Source organism: Streptomyces sp. NPDC001513, from assembly GCF_042894695.1.
Classification (GTDB): Bacteria; Actinomycetota; Actinomycetes; order Streptomycetales; family Streptomycetaceae; genus Streptomyces.
The window spans coordinates 407,120-432,696 of record NZ_JBIAVU010000007.1 but is presented as its reverse complement, the minus strand read 5'-3'; the positions used below and the strand labels follow the sequence as shown (position 1 = coordinate 432,696).

At 73.5% G+C, this 25,577-nt stretch carries 25 protein-coding genes; 12 read left to right on the top strand and 13 right to left on the bottom strand.

Annotation, left to right across the window (positions count from 1 at the left end; translation table 11 throughout):
- Positions 1–186: 186 nt before the first annotated feature.
- The 8 genes from ACFYZ4_RS18455 to ACFYZ4_RS18420 form a co-directional block, all read right to left on the bottom strand.
- On the bottom strand, positions 187–771 hold the full coding sequence (locus tag ACFYZ4_RS18455) for an ATP/GTP-binding protein (RefSeq protein ID WP_351294371.1): 585 nt from the start codon (positions 769–771) through the stop codon (positions 187–189).
- A 1-nt stretch (position 772) separates the two neighbouring features.
- The gene (locus ACFYZ4_RS18450) at positions 773–1,141 is read right to left on the bottom strand and encodes a DUF742 domain-containing protein (RefSeq protein WP_351294369.1); all 369 of its coding nucleotides are present in this window, start codon (positions 1,139–1,141) and stop codon (positions 773–775) included.
- Entirely contained in the window at positions 1,141–1,560 is a 420-nt protein-coding gene (locus tag ACFYZ4_RS18445) for a roadblock/LC7 domain-containing protein (protein ID WP_351294367.1), read from the bottom strand. Before ACFYZ4_RS18445 ends, ACFYZ4_RS18450 begins: the two co-directional genes overlap by 1 nt.
- Complete coding sequence (locus tag ACFYZ4_RS18440) at positions 1,557–3,926, bottom strand: nitrate- and nitrite sensing domain-containing protein (RefSeq protein ID WP_390784358.1); 2,370 nt, start codon at positions 3,924–3,926, stop codon at positions 1,557–1,559. Before ACFYZ4_RS18440 ends, ACFYZ4_RS18445 begins: the two co-directional genes overlap by 4 nt.
- 366 nt (positions 3,927–4,292) lie before the next feature.
- Positions 4,293–4,706 carry a peptide-methionine (R)-S-oxide reductase MsrB gene (gene msrB, locus ACFYZ4_RS18435; RefSeq protein ID WP_351294361.1) on the bottom strand — a complete coding sequence of 138 codons (414 nt, stop codon included), beginning with the start codon at positions 4,704–4,706 and terminating at the stop codon, positions 4,293–4,295.
- A 23-nt stretch (positions 4,707–4,729) separates the two neighbouring features.
- Positions 4,730–6,124 carry a UDP-N-acetylmuramate--L-alanine ligase gene (murC, locus tag ACFYZ4_RS18430; protein ID WP_351294358.1) on the bottom strand — a complete coding sequence of 465 codons (1,395 nt, stop codon included), beginning with the start codon at positions 6,122–6,124 and terminating at the stop codon, positions 4,730–4,732.
- 53 nt (positions 6,125–6,177) lie between these two features.
- Entirely contained in the window at positions 6,178–6,645 is a 468-nt protein-coding gene (locus ACFYZ4_RS18425) for a hypothetical protein (protein ID WP_037806379.1), read from the bottom strand.
- Positions 6,646–6,793: 148 nt separating this feature from the next.
- Positions 6,794–7,576 (bottom strand): pyrimidine reductase family protein, encoded by a 783-nt coding sequence (locus tag ACFYZ4_RS18420; protein ID WP_351593250.1) that lies wholly within the window; start codon positions 7,574–7,576, stop codon positions 6,794–6,796.
- A 36-nt stretch (positions 7,577–7,612) separates the two neighbouring features.
- Between ACFYZ4_RS18420 and zapE the strand changes: the two genes are divergently transcribed.
- Together zapE and ACFYZ4_RS18410 are read left to right on the top strand one after the other, a co-directional pair.
- Positions 7,613–8,704 carry a cell division protein ZapE gene (zapE, locus tag ACFYZ4_RS18415; protein ID WP_390784357.1) on the top strand — a complete coding sequence of 364 codons (1,092 nt, stop codon included), beginning with the start codon at positions 7,613–7,615 and terminating at the stop codon, positions 8,702–8,704.
- A gap of 73 nt (positions 8,705–8,777) precedes the next feature.
- Positions 8,778–9,203: an OsmC family protein gene (locus tag ACFYZ4_RS18410; protein WP_351593257.1), complete on the top strand. Its 426-nt coding sequence runs from the start codon at positions 8,778–8,780 to the stop codon at positions 9,201–9,203.
- A gap of 80 nt (positions 9,204–9,283) precedes the next feature.
- Here ACFYZ4_RS18410 and ACFYZ4_RS18405 read toward each other — a convergent pair whose 3' ends face one another.
- Both ACFYZ4_RS18405 and ACFYZ4_RS18400 read right to left on the bottom strand, forming a co-directional pair.
- Positions 9,284–10,378, bottom strand: coding sequence for an amidohydrolase family protein (locus ACFYZ4_RS18405; RefSeq protein WP_351287522.1), 1,095 nt, complete (start codon positions 10,376–10,378; stop codon positions 9,284–9,286).
- A 27-nt stretch (positions 10,379–10,405) separates the two neighbouring features.
- Complete coding sequence (locus tag ACFYZ4_RS18400) at positions 10,406–11,719, bottom strand: cytochrome P450 (RefSeq protein ID WP_390784356.1); 1,314 nt, start codon at positions 11,717–11,719, stop codon at positions 10,406–10,408.
- Between the two features lie 257 nt (positions 11,720–11,976).
- Here ACFYZ4_RS18400 and ACFYZ4_RS18395 point away from each other — a divergent pair, with 257 nt between their 5' ends.
- The 3 genes from ACFYZ4_RS18395 to ACFYZ4_RS18385 all read left to right on the top strand — a co-directional run bounded on the left by ACFYZ4_RS18395 (position 11,977) and on the right by ACFYZ4_RS18385 (position 15,037).
- Positions 11,977–12,558 (top strand): hypothetical protein, encoded by a 582-nt coding sequence (locus ACFYZ4_RS18395; protein ID WP_351287519.1) that lies wholly within the window; start codon positions 11,977–11,979, stop codon positions 12,556–12,558.
- 97 nt (positions 12,559–12,655) lie between these two features.
- Positions 12,656–14,008 carry an alkaline phosphatase PhoX gene (locus ACFYZ4_RS18390; protein WP_390784355.1) on the top strand — a complete coding sequence of 451 codons (1,353 nt, stop codon included), beginning with the start codon at positions 12,656–12,658 and terminating at the stop codon, positions 14,006–14,008.
- Positions 14,009–14,104: 96 nt separating this feature from the next.
- Positions 14,105–15,037: a polysaccharide deacetylase family protein gene (locus ACFYZ4_RS18385; protein ID WP_351287515.1), complete on the top strand. Its 933-nt coding sequence runs from the start codon at positions 14,105–14,107 to the stop codon at positions 15,035–15,037.
- A gap of 24 nt (positions 15,038–15,061) precedes the next feature.
- On the opposite strand, the gene ACFYZ4_RS18380 is transcribed toward ACFYZ4_RS18385, so the two are convergent.
- Positions 15,062–15,253 (bottom strand): hypothetical protein, encoded by a 192-nt coding sequence (locus tag ACFYZ4_RS18380; protein WP_390784354.1) that lies wholly within the window; start codon positions 15,251–15,253, stop codon positions 15,062–15,064.
- A gap of 268 nt (positions 15,254–15,521) precedes the next feature.
- Here ACFYZ4_RS18380 and ACFYZ4_RS18375 point away from each other — a divergent pair, with 268 nt between their 5' ends.
- From ACFYZ4_RS18375 to ACFYZ4_RS18365, 3 genes are read left to right on the top strand one after another with little or no spacing between them, the layout of a single operon-like run.
- Positions 15,522–16,871: a discoidin domain-containing protein gene (locus ACFYZ4_RS18375; protein ID WP_390784353.1), complete on the top strand. Its 1,350-nt coding sequence runs from the start codon at positions 15,522–15,524 to the stop codon at positions 16,869–16,871.
- Positions 16,871–18,109 carry an MFS transporter gene (locus ACFYZ4_RS18370; protein ID WP_390784352.1) on the top strand — a complete coding sequence of 413 codons (1,239 nt, stop codon included), beginning with the start codon at positions 16,871–16,873 and terminating at the stop codon, positions 18,107–18,109. The genes ACFYZ4_RS18375 and ACFYZ4_RS18370 overlap by 1 nt, the downstream gene beginning before the upstream one ends.
- Positions 18,103–19,092 carry a TolB family protein gene (locus tag ACFYZ4_RS18365; RefSeq protein WP_390784381.1) on the top strand — a complete coding sequence of 330 codons (990 nt, stop codon included), beginning with the start codon at positions 18,103–18,105 and terminating at the stop codon, positions 19,090–19,092. Before ACFYZ4_RS18370 ends, ACFYZ4_RS18365 begins: the two co-directional genes overlap by 7 nt.
- A gap of 46 nt (positions 19,093–19,138) precedes the next feature.
- On the opposite strand, the gene ACFYZ4_RS18360 is transcribed toward ACFYZ4_RS18365, so the two are convergent.
- Positions 19,139–19,636, bottom strand: a complete 498-nt coding sequence (locus tag ACFYZ4_RS18360) for a hypothetical protein (protein WP_390784351.1) — start codon at positions 19,634–19,636, stop codon at positions 19,139–19,141.
- A gap of 182 nt (positions 19,637–19,818) precedes the next feature.
- Positions 19,819–20,493, bottom strand: a complete 675-nt coding sequence (locus ACFYZ4_RS18355; protein WP_351585515.1) for an AIM24 family protein — start codon at positions 20,491–20,493, stop codon at positions 19,819–19,821.
- A 71-nt stretch (positions 20,494–20,564) separates the two neighbouring features.
- Between ACFYZ4_RS18355 and ACFYZ4_RS18350 the strand changes: the two genes are divergently transcribed.
- The 4 genes from ACFYZ4_RS18350 (at position 20,565) to ACFYZ4_RS18335 (ending at position 25,549) form a co-directional block, all read left to right on the top strand.
- Entirely contained in the window at positions 20,565–21,317 is a 753-nt protein-coding gene (locus ACFYZ4_RS18350) for a peptidyl-tRNA hydrolase (protein ID WP_390784350.1), read from the top strand.
- A gap of 133 nt (positions 21,318–21,450) precedes the next feature.
- Positions 21,451–22,806, top strand: a complete 1,356-nt coding sequence (locus ACFYZ4_RS18345) for a DUF692 family multinuclear iron-containing protein (protein WP_390784349.1) — start codon at positions 21,451–21,453, stop codon at positions 22,804–22,806.
- Positions 22,803–23,837 (top strand): TIGR04222 domain-containing membrane protein, encoded by a 1,035-nt coding sequence (locus ACFYZ4_RS18340; protein ID WP_351287501.1) that lies wholly within the window; start codon positions 22,803–22,805, stop codon positions 23,835–23,837. Before ACFYZ4_RS18345 ends, ACFYZ4_RS18340 begins: the two co-directional genes overlap by 4 nt.
- 101 nt (positions 23,838–23,938) lie before the next feature.
- Complete coding sequence (locus ACFYZ4_RS18335; protein WP_390784348.1) at positions 23,939–25,549, top strand: alpha/beta hydrolase; 1,611 nt, start codon at positions 23,939–23,941, stop codon at positions 25,547–25,549.
- Positions 25,550–25,577 lie beyond the last annotated feature (28 nt).

Here is a 25,577-nt window from a genome sequence, read left to right as displayed (position 1 = left end):
CCTCTGCGGGTGAGGGGGGGAGTCGAGGGGCGCCCCAAGGACAGCGGCCCCGGGGTACCGGCCGGGGATCCCCTCGTGACGCGGTGCCGTACACCTGGAGAACGGACGGCGTTCCTCCGACCGCCGCGGCCGCGCTGGTGGGAGGGTAGGGGAACTCCCCGCAACACAACAGCCCCGCGCCCGCCCTCAGCTGCCGGCGGCCGCCGGCGCCTGGGCCTTGACGATGAGCCGGTCGAGCAGCGCGAGCAGGGAGGCGCGGACGTCCTCGCGGGAGCGGGCGTCGAGCATGAGGACGGGTGTCCGCGGATCGCGCAGGTGCAGGGCCGCCGCGATCTCCTGTGCGGTGTACGGCTGTTCGCCGTGGAAGCAGTTCGCGCCGACCACGAAGGGCAGTCCGCGGCTCTCGAAGAAGTCGACGGCCGGGAAGCTGCGGTCGAGGCGCCGCGTGTCGACCAGCACGATCGCCCCGAGGGCCCCGTTCAGCAGGTCGTCCCACATGAACCAGAAGCGTTCCTGGCCGGGCGTGCCGAAGAGGTACAGGACGACCCCGGCGTCGGTGAGGGTGAGCCGGCCGAAGTCCATCGCCACGGTGGTGACCGTCTTGGACTCGATGCCGTCGAGGTCGTCGACCCCGACGCCCGCGGCCGTCAGCCGCTCTTCCGTACGCAGCGGCTCGATCTCGGAGATCGTCTCCACCAGGGTCGTCTTGCCGACCCCGAACCCGCCGGCGACGAGGATCTTGACCGGGTCGGTTTCCCCGGAGGCGGGCATGTCATATCCGGGCAAGGTTGTCCCTGATTCTCATGAGCAGGTTGACGTCGGTGGTGTCGGTGGCCGCCAGGGGCGGCCGGTGGTCGATCAGCCCGCGGTCGGCGAGTTCCCCGAGGAGCACCGTCATCGGGGTGAGCCGGATGTGCATCCGCGCCGCTATCTCGGCGACCGCCCGCCCGCCCGGCGGCGCGCACATGGCGAGGATCTCCTGCCACTCGGTGGGCAGCCCGCCGAGCGCGTCGTCGGCGACCGCCGCCGTGATGGTGGTGTCCATGGTGAGGACGGTCTGCGAAGCGGCCGTACGTCCGTCGGTCAGGGCGTACAGCCGCGTACGGCGGCGGCTCGCGGGCTGCGACTCGTCCTGCGGCATTACGCGGACGGCACCTGACCGCGGTCGGGGGTGCCCAGCCACTCGCCGAGGGCCTGGGCCGTGCGTACGGCCTCGCCGCCCAGCTCGCCGAGGCGGGCCTTGCGGGAGGTCACCACGATGAGCGTGCTGCCCTCCCCGCACCCGACGATGCAGAGGTACCTGTCGTCCATCTCGACGAGCTGGCGGATCACGCCGCCGCCGTCGATCTCCCGCGATATCGCCTTCATCGTGGAGGCGATGCCGGAGGCCGCGGCCGCCATGCGCTCGGCCTGGGGCTGGTCCAGCAGGTAGGCGCTGAGCCGGATGCCGTCGTTGGACAGGAGCACGGCGCCCTGGATGCCCGCGATCCTGCTCAGGTTGTTGTCCAGGACGCTGTAGATCGCGTCGTTGGATGCGGTGGTGTTCGATGAGATGGTCATGGCTGATCCCGTCGGAGCTCTGCTTCCACTGTCTGGGTCCCCTGTTCGTAGTCCGCCCAGGCGTCGGCCACCTCTTCGGGTGTCTCGGTGTCCGGCCGCACGGGTGTTTCCGGCGCGCGGGGCGCGCGCAGCTGGTCTGCGATGTGGGTCTGCGGGACCCGCTCGGGGAGGGCCGGCCGTGCGGGGGCGTCCGCCGGAACCGGCCGGACCGCGAGCGCGGGCGCGGCAGCGGCAGCGGGCGCCTTCGTACGGCGGCTGGGCAGGCCGGCGCCCGTGAGCAGGACCGGCTCCGGCTCGACCGCCGGCTCCGGCTCGACCGCCGGCTCCGGCTCGACGGCCGGCTCCGGCTCGGACTCGGCCTGGGGCTCGGGCTCCGCCGCGGGCACGGCCAGGGCCCGCGGTGCGGGTTCGCGCCGGGCGGGCTCGGGCAGGCTCTCCGCCTCGGTCTCCAGCAGCAGTTCCCCGGGGAGGATCACCACCGCGCAGGTCCCCCCGTACACCGAGCGGCGCAGGGTGACGGTCGCCCCGAGCTGGTCGGCGAGGTGGCCGACGACGAAGAGGCCGAGCCGGTGCGCGTTCTGTGCCAGGACGGAGTACGGCGGGGCCTGGTGCAGGCGCCCGTTCATCTCCTCGTAGCGCTCGGGGCTCACCCGCGGTCCGCGGTCCTCGATCTCGACCGACAGTCCGTCCGCGACCAGTTCGGCACGGATGACCACCTTGGCCTTCGGCGGGGAGAAGCGGGTGGCGTTGTCCAGCAGCTCGGCCAGCAGGTGGCTGATCTGGCTGATCGCGCCGGGTTCCACGCTGGTCTCGTCCAGGGCCTGCCGCTCGATGCGCCGGAAGTCCTCGACCTCCGCGGCGGCTTCGCGCAGCAGGTCGGCGACGCGCATGGGCTCGGTGTGCGGGTCGGGGACCTCGCCGCCCGCCAGGATGAGGAGGTTCTCGATCTGCCGCCGCATGCCGACCGTCAGCTGGTCGGACCGCATCAACTGGGCGAGCAGCGCCTCGTCGTGGCCGAAGGTGTCCTGGAGGTCCTCGGTGAGGCTCAGCTGGCGGCTGACCAGGTTTCCGGTGCGCGAGGCGATGCCGGAGGCGAACAGGCCGAACCCGTGGCGTTCGGCGGCGAGCTGCCGGTGTCCGTCGACCGACACGGCGACGGCGCGGGCGAAGGCGTCGCTGATGCGTCCGACCTCGTCCCGGTCCCCGCTCACGGCCGGCAGGGCCGCCGGGTCCACGCTCTGTCCGCGCTGGAGCCGGGCCACGACGTCGGGAAGGGTCTCGTCGGCCACGGTCACCGTGCGTACGTGCAGCTCGTTCAGCCGGCGGAGCACCGACCGGGTGGTGAACACGACCACGATCACGACGGCCAGCAGCCCGCCGCCGCTTCCCCCGATCAGCCAGGCCACCTCGGTCTGCAGCTCCGCGGCCTTGGCCTCGCCGCGGGCGAGCACCGAGCGCGCCAGGTCGATGTTGAGCGTGGTCATCTGCACGGAGAAGTTGGCGTGCGCGGACGACCAGCCGGCGACCTCGGCGGGCACCCTGATGCCGGAGACGGTGTCCTTGTGCCCGGAGAGGACCGCGTTCTCGATGCGCGTCTTCGTCTGCCAGTCCGCGGAGCCGATGACCCGCTCGTAGAACCGCTCGTCCCGCTCGGTGAGGTGCGGCACGATCAACGCCTCGTGCAGGTACCGCTGGGCGCCCAGGGAGCTGACGAACTGGTCGTAGCCGGCGAAGCTCAGCTCACCGGAGGGCCCGGCCAGGGCCAGGACGGTGTCCTCGCGCGCCACCATCTCGGTGGCCTGGAGCATCGCCACCACGGGCCGGCTCGCCTGGGCGAGTTCGGCGTCCTCCGCGTGGCTGAACTCCTGCTGGTACACCTGGATGACCTTGCCGATCACCTCGGAGTAGTAGGCCAGCGTGCTGTCGGCGGCGCCGCTGCGGGTGTCCGCGCGCTGGCGGTAGGCGGCCAGTTTGTCGAGCTGCCGGCTCACTTCCGCGAAGGACCTCGACGGATCGTCGGCCAGCCGGCGGAACTCGGTGGCAGCGAGGTCCGTGGCCCCGCGGCGGGCGCGCAGTTCGCCCTCGGCCCCGTCGTTGCCCGCCCATTGGGCGGCGGTCGCCGTCCGCTCCGCCTGCATGTCGACCATGAGCGTGTAGAGCGGTGCGCCGATCCGCTCGGCGGCCTCCACGTCGGCCCGCAGCTGTTCCGACTGGGCCAGCAACCGCTGGGCGGTCACGGTGACCTGAGTGCCCATCGCCAGGGTGGGGACGACCGCCAGCCAGATGAGCAGGGTGCGCAGGCGCACGTTGCGCCACCGACGCGTCGTCGACTGCCCTCGTACGCCTTCGGGTTCTATGGGAGACATCGGTCCTCGGGAGCGGGGGCGGCAGGGGGATGTCGGGGGTTGCCGAGCAGCCGGACGGCACGGTCCTGGGGAGGGGACGGCCACAACCGGTCCGGCTGCGGCGGGATGTGAGGGTGCCGATCATAACCAGACACATGCAGAAAACGGATAGGTGTCTTCACCGGCCAACCGTGCTATCACCTTCGGATCACCGCAGGCCAGAGACCGGATCGGAATCGAACTGCGATGTCCTCGACACCAAGACGGACCCGTTCCGGCCAGCCGCGCGAGCGCCCCGCCCGCCGCGGGCGGACCGGCAACCGGAACGCGAACGGGCCCCCGCCGGCCCGCAAGGGGTCGGTGGGGGCCCGCCGGGGTCCCGCGGCGTCAGCCCTCGTCGGAGGAGGGGGTCAGGCGCAGGGAGATGCTGTTGATGCAGTACCGCTGGTCGGTGGGGGTGGGGTACCCCTCGCCCTCGAAGACGTGGCCCAGGTGGGAGCCGCACTTCGCGCAGCGGACCTCGGTACGGACCATGCCGTGCGAGACGTCGGCGATCAGCTCGACCGCGTCGGTGTCCTTCGGGTCGAAGAAGGACGGCCAGCCGCAGTGCGACTCGAACTTCTCCGTGGAGCGGAACAGCTCGGACCCGCAGCCGCGGCAGGAGTAGACGCCCTCCGTCTTGGTGTCGGTGTACTCACCGCGGAAGGCCGGCTCGGTGCCCGCGAGGCGCAGCACCTGGTACTCGGACGGGGTCAGCTCCGCCTGCCACTGCTCGTCCGTCTTCTCTACCTCGTAGGACATGACTCTCCCGCTCCCTCGTACCTTCAGCTCGACAGCCGGGCGAGGATGGCCGGACCGAGGTCCGTGACGTCTCCCGCGCCCATGGTGAGAACGAGATCGCCGGGCTTGGCCATTCCCGCGATGACGTCGGCGACGGCCGCCTTGTCGTGCTCGGCGGTGACGTCGGCGCCCGCGGACCGGGCGGCCGCGATGATCAGCTCGCTGGTGATGCCGGGGATCGGGTCCTCGCGGGCCGGGTAGATGTCCAGGACCACGGAGGCGTCGGCCAAGGTCAGCGCCTGGCCCATCTCCTTGCCCAGCTCCTGGGTGCGGGAGAAGAGGTGCGGCTGGAAGACGACCAGGATCCGGGAGTCCCCGGCGGCTCCGCGGATGGCCTCCAGGTCGGCGGTCATCTCGGTGGGGTGGTGCGCGTAGGAGTCGATGACCTGGACGCCGGCGGCCTCGCCCTTGAGCTGGAGGCGGCGCTTGACGCCCGTGTACTTGCCGAGGGCGGAGGCCAGGTTGTGGGCCGGGATGCCGAGGGCCACGCCGGCGGCGAGGGCGGCGACCGCGTTGTGCGCGTAGTGGCGGCCGGGCACGGAGACGGTGAAGGTGAGCATCCGGCCGTCCAGGACCACGGTGACCTCGCTGGTCAGGCCGCGCGGGGTGATCTTGGTGATCCGGACGTCGGCGTCCTCCTCCTCGCCGTACGTGACGACGGTGAGGCCCTCCCGGCCCGCGACGCGGCGGGCGATCTCGGCGGCGCCCTCCTGGCCGTGGGCGACGACCAGGGTGCCGCCGGGCACGACCTTGCCGACGAAGGTCTCGAAGGACTCGTAGATCTCCTCGATCGACGCGTAGTTCGCGTGGTGGTCGAGCTCCGCGTTGAGGATGATCGCGACCTGCGGGCTGTACTTGTGGAAGGTGCGGTCGCTTTCGTCCGCCTCGGCCACGAAGATGTCGCCCTCGCCGTGGTGGGCGTTGGAGCCGGGGGCGTCCAGGTCGCCGCCGATGGCGTAGGAGGGGTCCAGGCCCAGGGCCGAGAGGGAGACCGCCAGCATCGAGGTGGTGGTGGTCTTGCCGTGCGTGCCGGCGACGGCGATCGGGCGCAGCCCGTCCATCAGGGCGGCGAGGGCGTCGGAGCGGTGCACGACGGGGATGCCGAGCTCGGCGGCGCGGGCGAGCTCCGGGTTGTCGGCGCGGATGGCGCTGGAGACGACCACGCAGGTGGAGTCGGCGGCGAGGTGGCCGGCCGCGTGCCCGATGTGGACGGTGGCGCCGTGGGCGCGCAGGGCCTGGGCGGTCTCGGAGTCTCGGGAGTCGCTGCCGGCGACCTGCGCTCCGCGCTGGGCCAGGATCTTCGCGATGCCGGACATCCCGGCGCCGCCGATGCCGATGAAGTGGGGCCGTTCCATGGCGGTCGGCAGGCCGGGCTTCATTCAGGTCGCTCCAGGATCGAGGGGTGGTGCTGTCGAGCTCTGACGGGCCCAGCCTATTCGTTGTGGGCGAAGAGCTTGAGCACCGGAACGCCGACCTTGTGCCGGGCCCGCGAGGCCCAGTCCCGGTGGAAGAACTCCTCCACGAAGTGCGGGGCGGTCAGGACGATCACCTCGTCGGCGCCGGTCTCGTCCACGACGGCCTTCAGCTTGTCGAGCGGGTGGTCCCCGATGATCTGCCCGGTGGCGTTGGCGCCCTTCTGCCGCAGGGCGTTCAGGGAGTGTGCGAGGGCGTGCGCGGCCGGGCCGCGGGCGGCTTCGCCCTCGGGTTCGTCGCCCTCGTGGATGGCCTCGGGGAGCTCACCGAGCGCGACGTCGTCGATGGCGCGCAGCAGGCGGTCCTGGTCGCCCCGGGGGCGCATGAGGACGACGAAGGAGACCGGGTCGTCCCCGTGCAGGGTGGTGACGAAGTCCACGTCCACCGTGGTCAGCGGCTGCTCGATCATCAATACGCTCGTGAACACGGACGCCCTCTCCTTCATGGGCCGAGGCCGGCTGGCCGGCCCCTGCGGAAACCATCCTGCCCCGCTGTCGCACGGGGCCTTGCGCAGGTATGTCTGCCCAGTTATGTGCCCAGCGGAAGCAAAGCGGAACGCCAAATTCCGCCCCTTGTCAGATCCGACGGTAGCTCGTGAAGAGGAACCCGGCCTCTTCCAGTACGGAGGCGGGCGCGAGCCGGTGCGGAACCGTGACGGAGGGTCCCCCGGCGATCCGCTGGGCGTCACCGGCCGCGAGCATCGGCGAGATCGTCAGGCACAGCTCGTCCAGGGCGTCGGCGGCCACGAACTGGCCCAGCAGCCGGGGACCGCCCTCGGTGAGCTGGCGGCGCAGCCCCCGCCCGGCCAGCTCCCGTACCGCGCGGGCCGGGTCCACCGCCGCGCCGTCGCCGGCCACCACGACCTCGGCCCCGGCCTTGACCGCCTCGGCCACCCGGTCGGCGGGCGCGCCGGCGCCGGTGACCACCAGGGTGGGCGCCAGCGGGGAGGTGAACAGGGGGAGCGAGAAGTCCAGGTCCATGCGCGCGGTGACCACGGCGATCGCGGGGGCCGGGCCCTGTCCGGCGGCCGCCCGGCGGGCGGCGAAGGCCTCCCGGGCCCGGGCCGGGCGGTAGCCCTCCTGGCGAACCGTTTCCGCCCCGACGACCACCACATCGGCCAGCGCCCGCAGGGTGCCGAAGATCCGCATGTCGGTCTCGCCGGAGATCGGCTGCGAACGGCCGTCGTGCTGGGCCGCCCCGTCCAGGGTGGAGACCATGTTCGCCCGGAGCCAGTGCCCGTCCGGCCCCAGGGCGGGGTACGCGTAGGCGTCCGCGAGCTCGTCGAGCGACCACTCCCGGTCGGCCCGGTCCTGGGGCGAGGCTGGTGTCTGATCGGTCACAGGGAGCAGGCGTCGCATCCGGGCAGTGTGCCACGCCCCGTAGAGTTAAGGGCTGTGTCGACATCACTCTCCACCTCCGGCCGGCCTCCGATAGCCGACGCGGGACCCCAGGCCCTGTGTGCGCGCGAGCCGCGGGTGCCCGCCGAACGGCTGGTGGCCGAGATGGTGCCGCCGCCGCGCTTCGACTCGGTCCGCTTCGACACGTACAACCCGGACCCGACCCAGCCGAGCCAGTCCGAGGCCGTCACCGTGCTGAGCGGCTTCGCAGCCGGTCTGGGCGGGGCGCACGCGAGCGGCTCCGGCAAGAGGCGCTGGTTCGCCAGGAAGCCCGCGGCCCCCTCCGGCCCGCGCGGGGTCTACCTCGACGGCGGGTACGGCGTCGGCAAGACCCACCTGCTCGCCTCCCTGTGGCACGCCACCCCGGCCGAGCCCGCGCTCAAGGCCTTCGGCACCTTCGTGGAGCTGACCAACCTGGTCGGCGCGCTCGGCTTCCAGCAGACCGTGCAGACCCTGGGCGGGCACCGGCTGCTGTGCATCGACGAGTTCGAGCTGGACGACCCGGGCGACACCGTGCTGGTGTCCTCGCTGCTCAGCCGCCTCGTCGAGCAGGGCGTGGCGCTGGCCGCCACCTCCAACACGCTGCCCGGCAAGCTCGGCGAGGGCCGTTTCGCCTCCGCCGACTTCCTGCGCGAGATCCAGGGGCTGTCGGCGCACTTCCGGCCGCTGCGGATCGACGGCCAGGACTACCGCCACCGCGGCCTGCCGGACGCGCCCGCCCCGTTCTCCGACGAGCAGGTCGCCAAGGCCGCGTACGCGACCGAGGGCGCGAGCCTGGACGACTTCCCCGGCCTGCTGGAGCACCTGGCCCGGGTGCACCCCAGCCGCTACGGCGCGCTGACCGACGGGATCACGGCCGTCTGCCTGACCGACGTGGGCCCGGTGCCCGACCAGTCGACGGCGCTGCGGCTGGTGGTCCTGGCCGACCGGCTGTACGACCGCGAGATCCCGGTCCTGGCCTCCGGGGTCCCCTTCGACCGGCTCTTCAGCGAGGACATGCTGAACGGCGGCTATCGGAAGAAGTACTTCCGCGCCATATCGCGGCTCACCGCGCTGGCGCGCGACGCGAAACCCCTGGTGTCCCAGTAGGTTTGGGGACGCCGGACCGACCCGTCATCCGGGACGGTGCGGCAGTTCCCAACTTTCTCCGAAGGGATCCACCATGGCCACCACGCGTACCGCGCACACCGTCTGGGAAGGCAACCTGCTCAAGGGCGCCGGCACGGTCACCCTCGACTCCTCGGGCCAGGGCTCGTTCGAGGTCTCCTGGCCCTCGCGCGCCGAGGCCGCGAACGGCAAGACCAGCCCGGAAGAGCTGATCGCCGCCGCGCACTCCAGCTGCTACTCGATGGCCCTCTCGCACGGCCTGGACGGCGCCGGCACCCCGCCCACCCGCCTGGAGACCAAGGCCGATGTGACCTTCCAGCCGGGCGAGGGCATCACGGGCATCCACCTGACGGTCCGTGCGGAGGTCCCCGGCCTGGACGCGGAGGGCTTCGCCGCCGCGGCCGAGGACGCCAAGAAGAACTGCCCGGTCAGCCAGGCCCTGACCGGTACGACGATCACCCTGAGCGCCGAGCTCGTCTGATCCCTCCCGCTCCGCCGGGGGTGCGGGCCGCACGGCGCGGCCCGCACCCCCGTCAGGCGTTCTCCGTCAGGCGCTCTCCGTCAGGCGTTCGCCAGCTGCGGGATGAGGCGCATCGCGTTGCCGTGGTAGATGCCCTGCAGCTGCTCCGGAGTGAAGGCCGGGTCCGCTTCCAGAGCGGGCAGCGCCAGGTCCGTGACCGTGTCGGCGGGCGCGGCGGGCCAGTCCGTGCCGAAGAGGACGTGATCGGCCGGCACGTGCTCCAGCAGGGTCGCCGCGGGCGCCATGGGGCCCGCGGTGTCGTAGTAGAAGCGGCTCAGGTGGTCGCGGACGGCCGCGGGTTCCACGCGCGGTTCGCAGAACCGTCCGAGGGCCTCCAGCCGCGTGGCGATGTACGGGAGGAAGCCGCCCGCGTGCGGCAGGACGACGGAGATGTCCGGGAAGCGGTCCAGCGTCCGCCTGCTGATCATGTTCACGGCGGCCCGCGTGGTGTCCAGCAGGAAGTCGCACATGAAGTTCGGAATGCCGGGGAGGCTCGACGCACCGGGCGGGCAGCCGGGCAGGTTGTGCGGATGGGTGTCCACCACGGCGGAGAACTCGTTCAGCTCGTGGAACAGCCGGTCGTAGGCGGGATCCCCGAGGTAGACGCCCCCGTAGTTGGCCGTCACGTTCACGCCGACGGCGCCGAGCTGCCCGAGGCCGCGGCGCACGGCCCACGACGAGGCCTCCGGGTCGTCCAGGAACAGGGGCACGTAGTACGAGAACCTGCCCGGGTGCGAGGCCGCCACCTCGGCCATCGACTGCAGCGTGATGTTGACGGCCTCGCGCAGCTGCGCCGAGGACCGGTAGCGCGCCGGCAGCATCGGCTTGAGGACGGCGGTCGTGATGCCCGCCCCGTCCATGAACCGGATCGCGTCCCCGATGCCGAGCCGCGTCCACGGGGGCAGCTGTTCCTGCGTGATCAGCCCGTGGTGCACGGCCCACTCGCGCCATTGCGGCGCGCAGTAGTGGTGATGCATGTCGATCTTCGAATGGACCGCGCGCGCCGCGTCCGGGCCGGGTGCGGAGGGACCCCGCCCGACCCGGATGACCTCACTGGTGCCCACCGCGGCGATGCGCAGTTCGTCCGCCGGCGTGCCCAGGAGGCGCAGCGCGGGAGTACTCACGGAATCCGTCATGACGATCCACCGCCCATCGGGTCTGGGTTACTTTCCGGAGGCCACGGAGGCCAGGGTCGGCTCGCCGGGATCCCCGTCCGGGCGCGAGGGCTCCAGGACGATCCGGAGGTGTTCGAGCCCCCGGAACGCCGCCACCGGCCCCTTGAGCCACGCCCCCTTGGTCTCCTCCGCGTCCGCGAGCTCCATGTCCGGGAACTCCCGCAGCAGGCAGGCGAACGCGATCTCGAGTTCGAGCCGCGCCAGCGGGGCCCCCAGGCAGTAGTGGGTGCCGTGCCCGAAGCCCAGGTGCGTCCCCTGGAGTCCCTCGCGCGTCACGTCCAGCTCGTCCGGGGAGTCGAACTTCTCCGGGTCCCGGTTGGCCGAGGAGATCGCGATCTGCACCAGGGAGCCCTCGGGGATCAGCGTGTCCCGGATCCGGGCGTCCTGCGCCGCGTACCGGAAGGTCGACGTCTCCACCGAGCCCTCGAAGCGCAGCATCTCCTCGACCGCCCCCGGGATCAGCCGGGGGTCCTCGCGGAGCTTCGCCGCCTGGTCGGGGCGGAGCAGCAGGTTGAGGACGGAGTTCCCGATCTGGTACGCGGTGGTCTTGTGGCCCGCGAAGAACAGCACCCACAGCGAGGCGACCAGTTCGGGGTCCTCCAGCCGTTCCTCCGCCTGGAGGAGGTCGCTGAGGAAGGAGTCCGACGGGTGCGCGCGGGTGTCGGAGATGAGCCGCTCCAGCCGGTGCTGCAGCCGCTCCTCGGCCGCCTTCAGCTCCGCCCTCCTGCTCGGATCGAACCGGGAGCGCGTCACCACGGCGAACTGCTCCAGGATCTCCGGGCGGTCCTCCTGCGGGATGCCCATCAGTTCGCACAGGACCGCGATGGGCAGCGGGAACGCGAACGCGGCCATCAGGTCGACCGTGCCGGCCTTCCGGCACTCGGCGAGGATGCCCTCGGCGATCTCGGTGATCCGCGGGCGCATCTGCTCCACCCGCCGGGGGGTGAAGGCGCTGCGCAGGATGCGGCGCAGCCGGGTGTGCCGCGGCGGGTCCGAGAAGAGCACGTTGTCGTCGAGCGCGTCGAAGAAGCTGCCGTACACGGCGTGGTAGGTGTCGATGGCCCCGCGCATGTTCTTGCTGAAGCGCGGGTCGGACAGCGCGTCGCGGGCGTCGTCGTGGCGCGTGATCAGGTACGTGTCGACCCCGTGCGGCGGAGTCAGCAGGCACACCGGGGCCTGCTCGCGCAGGGCGGCGTACATCGGGTGGGGGCACTGCCGGTACTCCGGCGCGCCCCTGGACACGGCCGAGACGATGTCCTGCAGCTCTCCGCCGCCGTTCGGTGCCGCATCCTGCTGCGCCATGTTCCGCACCCTCCGTCGCACTCGCTCGCACTCGCCTTCTGCGGACACACCGGTTCCCCGTGCGGGTGGGCCGCGAAACGGCGCCGTTCCCGTTCGGGTGAGGCCCGCGGGGCCGGGTACGAGTTCGTCCGCGTGCAGGGTCCGGCGGGCCCTCAGCCGATCGGCGGTCGGCCGTCCGGGGCCGTTTGTGTGGCGGGCGCGACGGCCCGGGGAAGGGGTACGGAGTCTCTCGCCAGCCCGTCGCAAGGAGCCCGCGCATGGCCCGCAGTCTCGCCCTGGCCCTCACCGCAGCCGCCTCGCTCGCCCTGGCGGCCGTCGCCGCCGCCCCCGCCGCGTCCGGCGCTCCGCCCCGTCCCGGCGCGGGCGCCGACGGTGGCGCCGGACGGGCCGTGGCCGACCGGGCCCTCGTGTACAAGGCGACCGCCAGGTACCAGGTGCACGCCAACGGGGTGGCGGCCGGCTACAAGCCCGACAAGTACTGCGTCTTCGACAAGGCGGGGGGAACGGGCGCGCTCGGCTACCCGCACTTCAACCACGCGTACGACAACTCCCTCGACCCCGCGAAGCCCGCCGCGCTGTACTACGAGGACGACGGGCGCGGCGGCAAACGCCTCGTCGGAGTCCAGTGGCTGGTCTACGACCGCGACCAGAAGCTCACCACGGACGACGACCGCCCCACGCTGTTCGGCGTCCCCTTCAAGGGCCCCAAGCCCGGCAACTTCCCCGGCCAGCCGGTCCACTACGCCCTGCAGCTGTGGCTCTGGAAGGACAACCCCGGCGGCCTGTTCCAGACCTTCAACCCGGCGGTGACCTGCCTTCCGGGCACCACCCGCCCCTGACACCCTCCCTGCCCCCTCCCCCTCCCTGACACCCGCCCCGATGCCACCCCCGACGCCCTTCCCGAACACCGCTGCCGCACACCGCCCGGAGCCGCCGATGTCCGTCACCCGACGCAGCCTGCTCGCCGCCGGCGCGATCGCCTTCAGCGGGACGCTCGGGGCGCTGTTCGCCGGCGGCTCCCCCGCCGCCCTGGCCGCCCGCGCCGGGCGCGGGTACGGGCCGTTGCTCCCCGACCCGCGCGGACTGCTCGACCTGCCCGCGGGGTTCGGCTACCGGGTGCTCTCGCGGGCGGGCGGTCCGCTGCGCTCCGGCGAGGGCACCGTCCCGGCCAACTGCGACGGCATGGCCGCCTTCGACGCAGGCGGCGGCCGGATGCGGCTGGTCCGCAACCACGAGAACCGCACCACCGCCGCCCTGCGCGTCCCCGCCGTCCCGGGGCTGACGTACGACCCCGAGGCCCTGGGCGGCTGCACGGCCCTGGAACTCGACGCCGCCGGGGCGGTCACCGGCGAGCGGGTCGCCCTCGCCGGCACCGCCGTCAACTGCGCGGGCGGCCGCACCCCCTGGAACACCTGGCTGAGCTGCGAGGAGACCGAGGACCGCGCGGGCACCTCCGGCTACGCCCGCGACCACGGCTACGTCTTCGAGGTGGACCCCGCCGACCCGCACCGCTCGGGCGCGGTCCCGCTCACCGCGATGGGCCGCTTCGCGCACGAGGCCGTCGCCGTGGACCCGTACCGCGGGGTCGTCTACGAGACCGAGGACGCCTTCGTCAAGCCGTTCGGGCTCTTCTACCGCTTCCTGCCGGCGCGGCCGCTCGGGGGGCTCGGCTCGCTGCGGGCGGGAGGCGCCCTGGAGGCCCTGCGGGTGCCGGGGATCGCGGACCTCGCGGTGGTGGACCGACCCGGGGCGGAGTTCCCGGTGGAGTGGGTGCCCGTACCGGATCCCTCCGCGGCCTCGGACCCGATCCGGCTCCAGGACTTCGGGCGGGGCGGGATCACCCACGCGCAGAAGCTGGAGGGCTGCTACTGGGGCGGCGACGGCGTCCACTTCGTGTCCAGCTTCGCCCGCACGGGCGAGGGCGCGTCCGCCGACCACCACGGTCAGGTGTGGTTCTACGATCCGCGCCGGGCCCGGCTGCGGCTGGACGTGCTCTTCGGGCCGGCCGCCGACATCGCGCTGCCCGGGGACTCCCCCGACAACATCTGCCTGGCCCCGGACGGCGGCCTGATGGTGTGCGAGGACGGCGGCGGCGCCCAGTACGTCTTCGGCGTGACGGCGGGCGGCGAGGTCTATCCGGTGGCCCGCAACGCCCAGGACATCGGGCAGCCGGGGGCCCCGGAGTGGGGGGAGTTCGCCGGGGTCACCTTCTCCCCCGACGGGCGGACGATGTACGTCAACGCGTACACCCCGGGCACCACCTTCGCGGTGACGGGCCCGTGGCGCTGACCCCCGATTCGTATGACTGCATGACGGAATGACCGCACGGCTGCGCGACCGCCTGTCGCGCAGTCCTGTTGTTGGATAGTCATATAGTTTGCGTACGTGACCATTTCCGCACGAAAAGTAGCCGCCACGGCTGTCACGGCGGTGCTGGGTGCCGCCCTCGCCGGCTGTGGGGGCGGCTCCGCGCCGGACGCCGGCCGCGAAGCCCGCCTGGGCACTCCCGCCGCCTCGGCCTCCGGCGCGCCCACCGCGTCCGCCCCGAACAGCGCGCCCCCCACCCCGCAGGCCGGCGCCCCACAGGCGGGCGCCCCACAGGCCGGCGCGCCCGCCAAGGCCCCGACCCTGGCCCCCGGCCCGAACGGCCTGACCCCGGTCTTCGAGCGGGCGAAGCAGCAGACGGACAAGACCGTGGCGCTGACCTTCGACGCCGACATGACCTCCGACCAGGGGCCGCGCGCCGCGGACGGCGAGCACTTCGACAACCCGCAGCTGATCTCGACCCTGCGCACGCTCAAGGTGCCCTCGACGATCTTCATGACGGGCCGGTGGGCCGAGGAGTACCCGGACCAGGCCAAGTCCATCGGCACCGACCCGAACTTCGAGATCGCCAACCACTCGTACAGCCACCACGCCTTCAAGTCCCCCTGCTACGGGCTGCCGGCGCTCGACGGCGCCGCCGCCCGCGCCGACGTGGACCGGGCCTTCGCCGCCTTCCGGCAGGCGGGGGCCGTCAACACGGTCCCCTACTTCCGCTTCCCGGGCGGCTGTTACGACGACCAGGCGCTGCGGGCCCTGTCCACGGCCAAGGTCACGGCCGTCCAGTGGGACGTGGTCAGCGGGGACGCCTTCGCGAAGGACCCCGACGCGGTGGCCGAACAGGTGCTCAACGGGGTGAAGCCCGGCTCGGTGGTGGTCATGCACTGCACGCGCAGCGCCGCCCCGGTCACCGAGGAAGCCATTCGGAAGATCGTCCCGGAGCTGCGCAAGCGCGGCTACCGCTTCGTGAAGGTCTCCGAGCTCATCGGGAAGTGACCGGGCCGGGGACGGCCGGGCCCGTCAGCCGGAACAGGCGGTGCGCTGCGCGTCCTGCCACTCGCAGACCGGGCAGAGCACCACGCCCGGCGTCGCGATCCCGTACTCGGTGGGCTTGCCGCACTCCAGGCAGTCCGCGTACGGCGGCCCGTCCACCCGCCCGGCCGGGGCGGCGGGGGCGGGGCAGTACGACGGCGTCCCATTCGGCTGGTCCATGCGACGAGCCTACCGGCGCCGGGTGGGAACCCGGCGGCGAACAGCCTTGGGAGAACTGCTGCCGGCACACTGGTAGGAAACTTTCCTTCCTGTTAAGGTCCCGGGCGGCGGCTCGGCGCGGTGCCCACCCCCACGGGCATGACGCGCTCAGCGAGAGCTCTGACCCGGCCGCCGCGGTGCCGCCCCCTGCCCGCCCGCGGGCGGGGGACCGCGCCGCCCGCGCCAGTGCCCAGCTCTCGCCGCCCCCTCGAAGCAGGGAGTTCCAGGTATGCGCCCGAACACCTCCGACCGGCAGCCTCTGTTACCCGCCGGACTCCGCACCCTCCTCCTCTCCGGCGTCACCGCACTCGCACTCGTCTGCGGGCTCCTCCTGGCCTGGCCCGACCGCGCCGGGGCCGCCGCCGACCCCCTCATATCCCGCGGGAAGCCCGCCACCGCGTCCTCCACCGAGACCTCTTCGCTGGGCGCGAAGAACGCCTTCGACGGCGACCCGGCCACCCGCTGGGCCAGCGTCGAGGGCAAGGACCCGCAGTGGATCCGGGTCGACCTCGGCGCCGGGGCCACCGTCTCGCGGGTACGGCTCACCTGGGAGGCCGCCTACGCCAAGGCGTACCGCGTCGAGGTCTCCGCCGACGGCGCCGCCTGGACCACGCTCGCCACCGAGAGCGCCGGCAACGGCGGCACCGACGACTGGACCGGCCTGTCCGGCAAGGGTCGCTACCTGCGCGTCCAGGGCACCGCGCGCGGCACCTCGTACGGCTACTCGCTCTTCGAGGCCGAGGTGTACGGCACCGCTGGGGACGGGCCGCCGCCGGGCGGCTCCTTCACGGTCGTCGCCGCCGGTGACATCGCCGCGCAGTGCACCGCGTCCGACAGCGGCTGCGCACACCCCAAGACCGCCGCGCTCGCCCAGCGGATCGACCCGAAGTTCTACCTGACGATGGGCGACAACCAGTACGACGACGCCCGGCTCTCCGACTACCGCGCCTACTACGACAAGAGCTGGGGCACCTTCAAGGCCAAGACCCGCCCGGTCCCGGGCAACCACGAGACGTACGACCCGGCCGGCCCGCTCGCCGGCTACAAGTCGTACTTCGGGAGCATCGCCTACCCGCAGGGCAAGAGCTGGTACAGCTTCGACGAGGGCAACTGGCACTTCGTCGCCCTCGACTCCAACTCCTTCGACCAGGCCGCCCAGACCGACTGGCTGAAGGCCGACCTCGCCGCCAACACCAGGCCGTGCGTCGCCGCCTACTGGCACCACCCGCTGTACTCCTCCGGCGGGCACGGCAACGACCCCGTCTCCAAGCCGGTGTGGAAGATCCTCTACGCCGCCCGGGCCGACCTGGTCCTGAACGGGCACGACCACCACTACGAGCGGTTCGCCCCGCAGGACCCCGAGGGCCGGGCGACCGCCGACGGGATCGTGGAGATCGTCGGCGGGATGGGCGGCGCCGAGCCCTACCCGATCGAGGAGGTCCAGCCCAACAGCCAGAAGCGGATCAGCGGACCGTACGGCGTGGTGAAGCTGGACTTCACCGCCTCCGGCTACGGGTGGACCTACGTGGCCACCGACGGCCAGGTCAAGGACACGAGCCCGAAGTACAGCTGCCACTGATGTACCTGGCCGCCAACGGCCGCCCGGACGCGCCGCCCCGCCCCCTGGGGGTCGGGCGGCGCGTCCCCGCCGCCGTCCTCGCGCTCGGCACGGTCAGCCTCGTCACCGACATCTCCTCCGAGATGGTCACGGCGGTCATGCCGCTCTACCTCGTCCTCGGCGTGGGCCTGACCCCCCTCCAGTTCGGCTTCCTGGACGGCATGTTCAGCGGAGCCACCGCCCTCGTCCGGCTGCTCGGCGGACGGCTCGCCGACCGCCGCGGCCACCACAAGCGGGTCGCCGGCGCCGGCTACCTGCTGTCCGCGCTCTCCCGGCTCGGACTGCTGCTCGCCGGGGGCACCACGGGTGGGATCGCCGCCGCGCTCGCCGCCGACCGCCTCGGCAAGGGCATCCGTACCGCCCCGCGCGACGCCCTCATCTCGCTCAGCGGGCCCCCGGAGAGCCTCGGCCGGTCCTTCGGCGTTCACCGCGCCATGGACACCACGGGCGCGCTGCTCGGCCCGCTCGCCGCGTTCGCCGTGCTGTGGGCGACCGCCGACGCCTACGACGCGGTGTTCGCCGTCAGTTTCTGCACGGGCCTGCTCGGAGTGCTCCTGCTCGTCCTGTACGTCCCGGCCGCGGACACGACCGTGCCCGCACCCGCGCGCCCGCCCAGGACCGCGGCCCTGCGCAACCCCGTCTTCCGCCGCGTCCTGTACGCCGCGGCCCTGCTCGGCGCCACCACCATCGGCGACGCCTTCCTCTACCTGCTGCTGCTGCGCGCCCTCGACCTGCCGCCCGCCCTGTTCGCGCTGCTGCCGCTCGGCGCCGCCGCCGTCTACCTCCTGCTCGCCGTCCCCGCGGGTCGGTTCGCCGACCGGTCCGGACGACGGCCTGCCTTCCTGCTCGGGCACGGCGCCCTGCTCTGCGCGTACGCCGTGCTGCTGGCGCCGGTCTCCTGGCCGAGCGTCGTCACCGTCCTGGCCCTGCTGGGGATCTTCTACGCCGGCACGGACGGCGTCCTCATGGCACTGGCCGCGCCGGCGCTGCCCGCGCAGGGCCGGGCGGGCGGACTCGCCCTGCTGCAGACCGGCCAGGCACTGGCCCGGCTGCTCGCCGCCGCCGGATTCGGGGCGGCCTGGACCCTCTGGGGACAGCGGCCCGCCCTGTGGGCGGCCCTCCTCGCGCTGGCCGGGGCCCTCGTGGCCGCCTCGCGCATCCTGCCCGCCGCTCCCCCGACCACCACGGAGGCATCGTGAACCCCCCGTCCCGACGGCTGCGCCTGGCCTTCGTCATCGCCGCCGTCCTGTTACTGGCGGGAGGCTCGCTGGGCTACGTCCTGCACGCGCGGCACCGGGAACGCCCGCCCGGGGAGCGGGCCGACGCCTCCTTCACCCTCGCGGAACCCGGCCTCTACTTCCGGGACTCGGCCGGCGGACGGGTCGCGCGCCAGGGCGGCCCGAGCCTGCCGCGGGTGACGGGCGGCCCGTCCTGCGACCGCTTCCACGCCGCCGGCGAGCACGCCCTGTGCCTGCGCAGGCTGCCCGGGGTCCCGCCCCGCACCGATGCCCTCGTACTCGACCGGCGGCTGCGCGAGATCCGCCGGGTGACCGTGCCCGGCATCCCCAACCGGGCCCGCGTCTCCGCCTCGGGGCAGCTCCTGTCCTGGACGACCTTCACGACCGGCGACTCCTACGCCACCACCGCGTTCTCCACCCGGACGGCGATCCTGGACCTGCGCACCGGCTATCTGGTCAAGTCGATCGAGCAGATCCCGCTGACCCTCGGCGGGGCCCGCCACCACGACTCCGACGTCAACTACTGGGGCGTCACCTTCGCCTCCGACGACAACCGCTTCTACGCCACCGTCTCCACCCGGGGCGCCACCCACCTGGTCGAGGGGGACCTGCGCGCCTGGTCGGTGAAGGCACTGCGGGAGAACGCCGAATGCCCCTCGCTGTCACCGGACGGCACGCGCGTCGCCTTCAAGAAGAAGGTCTCCGACGACCCCCGGGCGCCCTGGCGGCTGTACGTCCTCGACCTCGCGACGATGCGCGAGCACCCGTCGGCCGAACCCCGCGGCGTCGACGACCAGGCCGCCTGGCTGGACGACTCGACCCTCGCCTACTCCCTGCCGGGACAGGAGGGCCGCGCGAGCGACATCTGGTCGGCCCGGGCGGACGGCACGGGCGAGCCCCATCTCCTTGTCCCGGGCGGTTCGTCACCCGCCGACATGCACTGAGGGGTGTCGTGCCGACAGATGGCACGACACCCCTCGGAGTCCTGACCTACCGCCTGACGGGGGTGTTCGGCAGGAGCGAGAACCCGGTGCCGCACGCCGTCACGATGTTCGACGGCGTGAACGCCGTGCCGCTGGTGGTGCACACGGCCTCATGCTGTGCCCCGTTCTGGGTCAGCAGCGTGACGACGAGGCGACCCACCGAGGCCTCGGTGACTGAGGCCGCGGTGCCGATGACGCACGTCGGCGCGTTGGCGAGAGCACCGAGGTTGATCCACACGCCCGGGGTCCGGCTGTCGTTGAGGAACGAGTTCCCTTGCGCGTCGCTCGCGACACGGAAGACCACACCGGTCAAGGCGCCGAAGTCCGGAGCGGCAGAGCTGACGTCGCGTGCGCCGCACTTCTTGCCCGCCGCCATGGAACTACTGGGATCCATGGTGCTCCCCGGGCCGTCGTCGGCCACCGCGGACGGGACCATGAGCGTCCCGAGCAGGACCGCTCCCGATACGGCCGACATGCCCCGCGCAGCCCAAGCCAGCTTCCTCATGTGATTCCTTTCCTGGAGGGGAGGCCCTCCGCTGCGTGCGGAGTGGCCCCTTCTACGGGTAGGGGCATCCCCGCACCGACCAATTGGTCACGGAAAGTCATGAATCGTCACTCTTTGGAACAGCGAGCGCCTTCGAATGGCGGCGGCCGGGCACCCATCTGCCCCGCGGCCGCCGAGTCGGTTCAGTGCGCCGCCGCCGTCTCGGTGACCTCGCTCGGGCGGACGATGACGAAGCCCTCGCCGCGCAGCATCAGCTGGACGGCCTCGCCGGAGCCGCCGCGGATCATCGAGCCGACCGACTGGGAGCGGTGCAGGCCGGTCTCCAGCTGGGCGCTCCAGCCGACGACCGCGTCCGTGTCGACGTAGACCGGGGCCTGGGCGGTGACCGGGATGATGATCGGGTTGCCGTCGCAGATCACGGCGAGCTTGCCGGTGCCGGTGAAGACGCTGTTGAAGAGGCCGCCGCCGGTCATGCCGGCGCCCTTCACCATCTTGATCTCGTAGGACAGGGTCGGGTCGAAGCAGAGCACGTTGCGGCCGTTGACGGTGAGGGCGTCGCCCGGCTCGAGGTCGATGATGAAGCAGTTGGCCGCCTGGTGGGCGAACCAGGCCTCGCCCTGGCCCCGTACGGACATGAGCGCCAGCCCCTCGCCCGTCACGGCGCGCTTGAGCATGCCGCCTATGCCCTGGCCCTTGCGCTCGAACTGGAGGTTGCCGCGGAAGGCGATCATCGAGCCCTGACGGGCCAGCATTTCACCGTTGACGTTGTACTTGACGGACTTGGCGTTCTGCAGGCTCATGCCGGGGGTGACGGCGGCCTGGGCCAGGTTCTCGGACGCGAAAAGATCACTCTTCATGCCGCCGATCCTCACCCGCGGCGACCACCCGGGGCATCCTCCTTGAGGTGGAGCCTGGCATCCTTGGCGGGATGAGCAGCCAGCACCCGAACGACATCTCCGACGTGCCCGCGGTCGGCGCGGACAGCCCCTTCCGGCAGGAGCACGTCCTGCGCGACGAGGCCCCGCAGTTCGTCCTGCCGCTGGTGGTCCGGATCGAGAAGGCCGAGCCGCCGGCCCGGACCGACGCCCTGGAGACGGCCGCCCGCGCGGTGCTGGTGCTGCTCACCGACGAGCGGGCGCGGGGCGAGGGCGAGTGGGCCGAGGCGGTCCGCGACTGGCAGGACGCGCGGATCCGCAAGGTGGTCCGGCGGGCCCGCGGGGCGGAGTGGCGCAAGGCGCAGACCCTGCCCGGTGTCACGGTGCACGGTGACAGCGCGGAGGTACGGGTCTTTCCGCCGGTGCCCCTGGACGGCTGGCCCAAGGAGCTCGCGAAGCTCCAGGTGTCGGGTACCGATCTGGACGACCCGGAGCCCGTGGCCGCGGTCGAGGACCCGGAGCTGCCGGTGCTGTGGCTCAACCCCGGCCTCGACATGTCGGCCGGCAAGGCGATGGCCCAGGCCGGGCACGCCGCGCAGCTGGCGTGGTGGGAGCTGACCGGCGCGGAGCGCGCCGCCTGGCGGGAGTCCGGCTTCCGGCTGGCCGTACGGACGGCCCCGCGCGAGCGGTGGGCGGAACTGGGCGGGAGCGGGCTGCCGGTGGTCCGCGACGCCGGGTTCACCGAGATCGCGCCGGGCAGTGCGACGGTGGTCGCCGACCATCCGGCGCTGCGCGCCCGGCTCTGACGGCGCCGCCCCGCGGACCCTGCGCGTGCGCGGGAACCTCAAATGTTGCTCTGAACGTCCCCTGCTGCGGTTGGCTCGACTCCGTCGGGGCCATGACATCGACACACGATGCGTTGAGAGGGGGCGAGGGGACATGAAGCCCATGGCACACCTGGGGGTGGGCATCGGCTGGCGGCCGGAGATCGCGGACGCCGTCGAGCGGCTGCCCGGCCTCGACTGGGTCGAGGTGGTGGCCGAGAACATCTGCCCGGGCCACCTGCCCGAGGCACTGCTGCGGCTGCGCGAGCGCGGCACGAGCGTGGTGCCGCACGGGGTCTCGCTCGGCCTCGGCGGCGCCGACCGGCCGGACCCCGCGAAGCTGGCGGCGCTCGGCGAGCGGGCGGTGGCGCTGGGGGCGCCGCTCGTCACCGAGCACATCGCCTTCGTGCGGACCTCCTCGCCGGTGCTGGAGGCCGGGCACCTGCTGCCGGTGCCGCGCACGCGCGACGCGCTGGACGTGCTGTGCGAGAACGTACGGATCGCGCAGGACGCGCTGCCCGTACCGCTGGCGCTGGAGAACATCGCGGCGCTGTTCTCGTGGCCGGGCGAGGAGCTGACCGAGGGGCAGTTCCTCACGGAGCTGGTCGAGCGGACCGGTGTGCGGCTGCTCATCGACGTGGCCAACCTGCACACCAACCGGGTCAACCGGGGCGAGGACCCGGCGGCCGTCCTGGACGCGATCCCGCTGGAGGCGCTGGCGTACGTGCACGTGGCGGGCGGGGTCGAGCGGGGCGGCGTCTGGCACGACACGCACGCGCACCCGGTGCCGCCGGTGGTGCTCGACCTGCTCGCCGCGCTCCGCTCGCGGGTGGACCCGCCGGGCGTGCTGCTGGAGCGGGACGACGACTTCCCGCCGGAGGCCGAGCTCGCGGGCGAACTGGAGGCGATCCGGGCGGTGGTGACGGCCGGCCCCGCGACGGGCGTCCGGGCGGAGCGCGCGCGGGAGGGTACAGCCGTGCCGGAGGCCGCCGCGGAGCCGGAGACCGTATCGGGGGCCGAGCCGGAGGCCGCCGCCGGGCCCGGGTCCGCCGTCGCCACCGAGCCCGCCCGGACCCGGGTCGCGCTCGGGCAGGCCGCGCTGCTGTCGGCGCTGGTGGCCGGGACCCCCGTACCCGAGGGCTTCGACCGCGGGCGCATCCGGGTGCAGGCCCGGGCGCTGGCCGCCAAGCGGGCCGACGTGGTGGCCAGGCTGGCTCCGGAGCTGCCCGGGCTCCTGGGCGGCCGCGACCCGTACCGCGAGGCCTTCCTCGCGTACGCCAAGGGCCGCCCGATGACCGCCGGGTACCGGCGGGACGCGCTGGACTTCGCCGAACACCTGCTGATCCGGGACCTGCCGGCCGATCCGGCCGCCCGGCGCCGGCTCACCGCCTGGTGGCGGGAGCGGGCCGGGGTGCGGCCGCCCCGCCGGGTCGTCCGCTGGGCCCGTGCGCTCGCGGGGAGGGCGGCATGAACCTCCTCGCCGTGGCGGTCTGGACCGCCGTCGCCGTCTCCTCCTTCCTGCTGCTGCGCGGGGCCCGCGGCGGCCGCCCCGCCTCGGCGGGATCCCCGGCCGCTCTCCACGATCTGTCCGAGGCCGCCTTCGTGGTGGGCGGGCCCGCCACCGTCGTGGACGCCGCGCTCGTCTCGATGCTCGGCGACGGCCGCCTCGTGGTCGGCGGTCCGGGCATCGTCCAGGTCCGTCCCGGGGCCCGGGCCGGCGACCCGGCCGAGCGCGCCGTGCTCCAGGCCCACGCAGGGGCTCCCTCGGGCTGGCTCTACCAGGTGCGCTACGCCGCCATGTGCGACCCGGCCGTCCAGGAGATCGGGGACGTACTGGCCGACCGCGGGCTGATCCGCCCGCCCGGGTCCGGGCGGACCCGGCGCCGCTGGGGCTTCGTCCAGGCTCTCGTGTGCGCACTCCTGATCCCGGTGTCGCTGGTGCTGACCTTCGTGGGGCTCGCCCTCGACAGCGGCGCCCAGGTGCCGTTCATCGTGAAGGTGCTGCCCGTGCTGGTGATCGGCATCGTGGTGGGCGTGATCGGCGCGGTCCGGGCCAGGAGCCGGGTCACCGGGGCGGGGCTGCGGGCCCTGCGGGCGCTGCGTTCCGCGTACGTGAACGACCGGACCCCGCACGTGCAGACCGCCCTGTTCGGGCTGCGCGGCCTGCGGGACCCGTACCTGCGGCAGCAGTTGGTGCCCGCCGCCCGCGGCACCCGGCTGGCCGCCGCGCAGTCGGGCGCGCGCTCCCACCACACCCACGGCTCGTCGTCCGATTCCTCGGACATGCTGCTGCCGGTGGTCTGGTGCGCCGCGAGCGACGGCGGAAGCGGGGGTTCGGGCTGCGGGGCCTCGGGCGGAGGCAGCGGCTGCGGAGGCAGCGGCTCCGGCTGCGGTGGCGGCAGCGGTTCGAGCTGTGGCAGCTCCTCCGGTTCCAGTTGTTCGAGCAGTTCGGGCTCCAGCTGTTCCAGCAGTTCGAGTTCGAGCTGTTCCAGCAGTTCCTGATCCGCCGACGGGGGCCAGGGCGGCCGACACCCGCCGGTGATCCTTTACAACGACCGCGGTCCGGCCTCTCATCACTTCATACGATGAGAGGCAGGCCCGTCATGCGGACACGACTCGCACGCCACGGAGCCGCCGTGGCCGCGCTCTCCCTCGCCCTGTGCACTCCGGTCCCGGCCGCCGGGGCCACCACCGACGCCGAGTCGGCCGGAGCAGCGCTCGCCGCCCGCCGCGCCGCCACCGCCCGCCTCGACTTCCGCGCCTGCCCCGCCGTCGAGGGGCTCCCCGGCCCGGTCCGCTGCGCCGAGCTGCGCGTACCGCTCGACTACGCCCGCCCCGACGGCCCGCAGATCTCCCTCACCGTCAGCCGGGTCACCGCCACCCGCGCCCGCGGAGCCGTCCGCCAGGGCGCCCTGGTCCACAACCCCGGCGGCCCCGGAGCCTCCGGGATGCACTTCCCGCTCGTCGCCGTACTGCCCGAGTGGCAGCGGATCGCCGCCGCCTACGACCTCGTCGGCTACGCCCCGCGCGGTGTCGGCCGCTCCGCCCCGCTGTCCTGCCAGGACCCCGCCGCCCGGGCCACGGGCCCCACCCAGGAGCCGGCCGACCCCTCCCCCGCGTACAAGAGGCAACGCGCCTCGGCCGCCCGGGCCTACGCCCGCGGCTGCGCGCGGCGGGCCGGCGCGACCCTGCCGTACTACTCCACCCTCAACAACGCCCGCGACCTGCACGTCCTGCGCGCCGCGCTCGGCGAGGACCGGCTGACCTTCCTGGGCGCCTCGTACGGCACCTACCTCGGCGCCGTCTACGCCACCCTCCACCCCGGCCACGTCCGCCGGATGGTCATGGACTCGGCGGTCGATCCCGACCCGCGCCGCGTCTGGTACCGCAACAACCTCGACCAGGCGCCCGGCTTCGAGCGCCGCTGGTACGACTTCCGCGCCTGGGCCGCCCGGCACCACGGCACGTACCGCCTCGGCGCCACCCCGGCGGCGGTGCAGGCGAGCTACGAGCGGGTCCGGGACGCGGTGGCGCGTACGCCCGCGGGCGGGCGGGTCGGCACCGGCGAACTCCGGGCCGCCTACCTCCAGGCCGCGTACTACGACGACGTGTGGCCGGAGCGGGCGTCGGCCCTGGCGGCCTTCCTGCGCGGAGATCCGGCCCAACTGGCCGCCCAGGCCGCTCCGGACCCGGCCCGGGCGGCCGCGGCGGAGAACGCGACGGCCGTCTACACGGCGGTGCTGTGCAACGACGCCCCCTGGCCCGCGGACTGGGAGACCTGGGACCGCGACAACTCCGCGCTGGCTCGCACGGCCCCCTTCGAGACCTGGGCCAATGCCTTCCTGAACCTGCCGTGCGCCTCCTGGCCGGTGGCCCGGCGGCAGCGGCCGGTGGCGGTCGAGGGGCCGGTCCGGCTGCCACGGACGCTGGTGGTCGCGGCGGAGCGGGACGGGGCGACCCCGTACCCGGGAGCGCTGGAGCTCCAGCGGCGGCTGGGCGCCGGGGCCGGGCTGGTGACGGAGGCGGGGGCCGGCTCGCACGGAGTGGTCGGCGGACGCAACGACTGCGTGGACCGTCACGTGGAGCGGTATCTGCTGACGGGCGCCACCCCGGGGTGGCGCGTCACGTGTGCGCCGCATCCGGAGCCCGCACCGGTGTCGCTGGACGACCGGGCAGCGAGCGCCCGCAGGGCGCTGCTGCCACCAGTCGTCTGAACTTCCGGGCGGGATCTCCGGCTGCGTC

Excerpts from the sequence above, each read along its gene's own strand:
- ACFYZ4_RS18405 (WP_351287522.1), bottom strand. The coding sequence starts at position 10,378 with ATGACGGATTCCGTGAGTACTCCCGCGCTGCGCCTCCTGGGCACGCCG.
- ACFYZ4_RS18345 (WP_390784349.1), top strand. The coding sequence starts at position 21,451 with ATGAAGCCCATGGCACACCTGGGGGTGGGCATCGGCTGGCGGCCGGAG.
- ACFYZ4_RS18335 (WP_390784348.1), top strand. The coding sequence starts at position 23,939 with ATGCGGACACGACTCGCACGCCACGGAGCCGCCGTGGCCGCGCTCTCC.
- ACFYZ4_RS18440 (WP_390784358.1), bottom strand. The coding sequence starts at position 3,926 with ATGTCTCCCATAGAACCCGAAGGCGTACGAGGGCAGTCGACGACGCGT.
- ACFYZ4_RS18455 (WP_351294371.1), bottom strand. The coding sequence starts at position 771 with ATGCCCGCCTCCGGGGAAACCGACCCGGTCAAGATCCTCGTCGCCGGC.
- ACFYZ4_RS18350 (WP_390784350.1), top strand. The coding sequence starts at position 20,565 with ATGAGCAGCCAGCACCCGAACGACATCTCCGACGTGCCCGCGGTCGGC.
- ACFYZ4_RS18370 (WP_390784352.1), top strand. The coding sequence starts at position 16,871 with ATGTACCTGGCCGCCAACGGCCGCCCGGACGCGCCGCCCCGCCCCCTG.
- ACFYZ4_RS18420 (WP_351593250.1), bottom strand. The coding sequence starts at position 7,576 with ATGCGACGCCTGCTCCCTGTGACCGATCAGACACCAGCCTCGCCCCAG.
- murC (WP_351294358.1), bottom strand. The coding sequence starts at position 6,124 with ATGAAGCCCGGCCTGCCGACCGCCATGGAACGGCCCCACTTCATCGGC.
- ACFYZ4_RS18450 (WP_351294369.1), bottom strand. The coding sequence starts at position 1,141 with ATGCCGCAGGACGAGTCGCAGCCCGCGAGCCGCCGCCGTACGCGGCTG.
- ACFYZ4_RS18380 (WP_390784354.1), bottom strand. The coding sequence starts at position 15,253 with ATGGACCAGCCGAATGGGACGCCGTCGTACTGCCCCGCCCCCGCCGCC.
- ACFYZ4_RS18355 (WP_351585515.1), bottom strand. The coding sequence starts at position 20,493 with ATGAAGAGTGATCTTTTCGCGTCCGAGAACCTGGCCCAGGCCGCCGTC.
- ACFYZ4_RS18395 (WP_351287519.1), top strand. The coding sequence starts at position 11,977 with ATGGCCCGCAGTCTCGCCCTGGCCCTCACCGCAGCCGCCTCGCTCGCC.
- ACFYZ4_RS18410 (WP_351593257.1), top strand. The coding sequence starts at position 8,778 with ATGGCCACCACGCGTACCGCGCACACCGTCTGGGAAGGCAACCTGCTC.
- ACFYZ4_RS18400 (WP_390784356.1), bottom strand. The coding sequence starts at position 11,719 with ATGGCGCAGCAGGATGCGGCACCGAACGGCGGCGGAGAGCTGCAGGAC.
- msrB (WP_351294361.1), bottom strand. The coding sequence starts at position 4,706 with ATGTCCTACGAGGTAGAGAAGACGGACGAGCAGTGGCAGGCGGAGCTG.
- ACFYZ4_RS18375 (WP_390784353.1), top strand. The coding sequence starts at position 15,522 with ATGCGCCCGAACACCTCCGACCGGCAGCCTCTGTTACCCGCCGGACTC.
- ACFYZ4_RS18340 (WP_351287501.1), top strand. The coding sequence starts at position 22,803 with ATGAACCTCCTCGCCGTGGCGGTCTGGACCGCCGTCGCCGTCTCCTCC.
- ACFYZ4_RS18360 (WP_390784351.1), bottom strand. The coding sequence starts at position 19,636 with ATGAGGAAGCTGGCTTGGGCTGCGCGGGGCATGTCGGCCGTATCGGGA.
- ACFYZ4_RS18390 (WP_390784355.1), top strand. The coding sequence starts at position 12,656 with ATGTCCGTCACCCGACGCAGCCTGCTCGCCGCCGGCGCGATCGCCTTC.
- ACFYZ4_RS18445 (WP_351294367.1), bottom strand. The coding sequence starts at position 1,560 with ATGACCATCTCATCGAACACCACCGCATCCAACGACGCGATCTACAGC.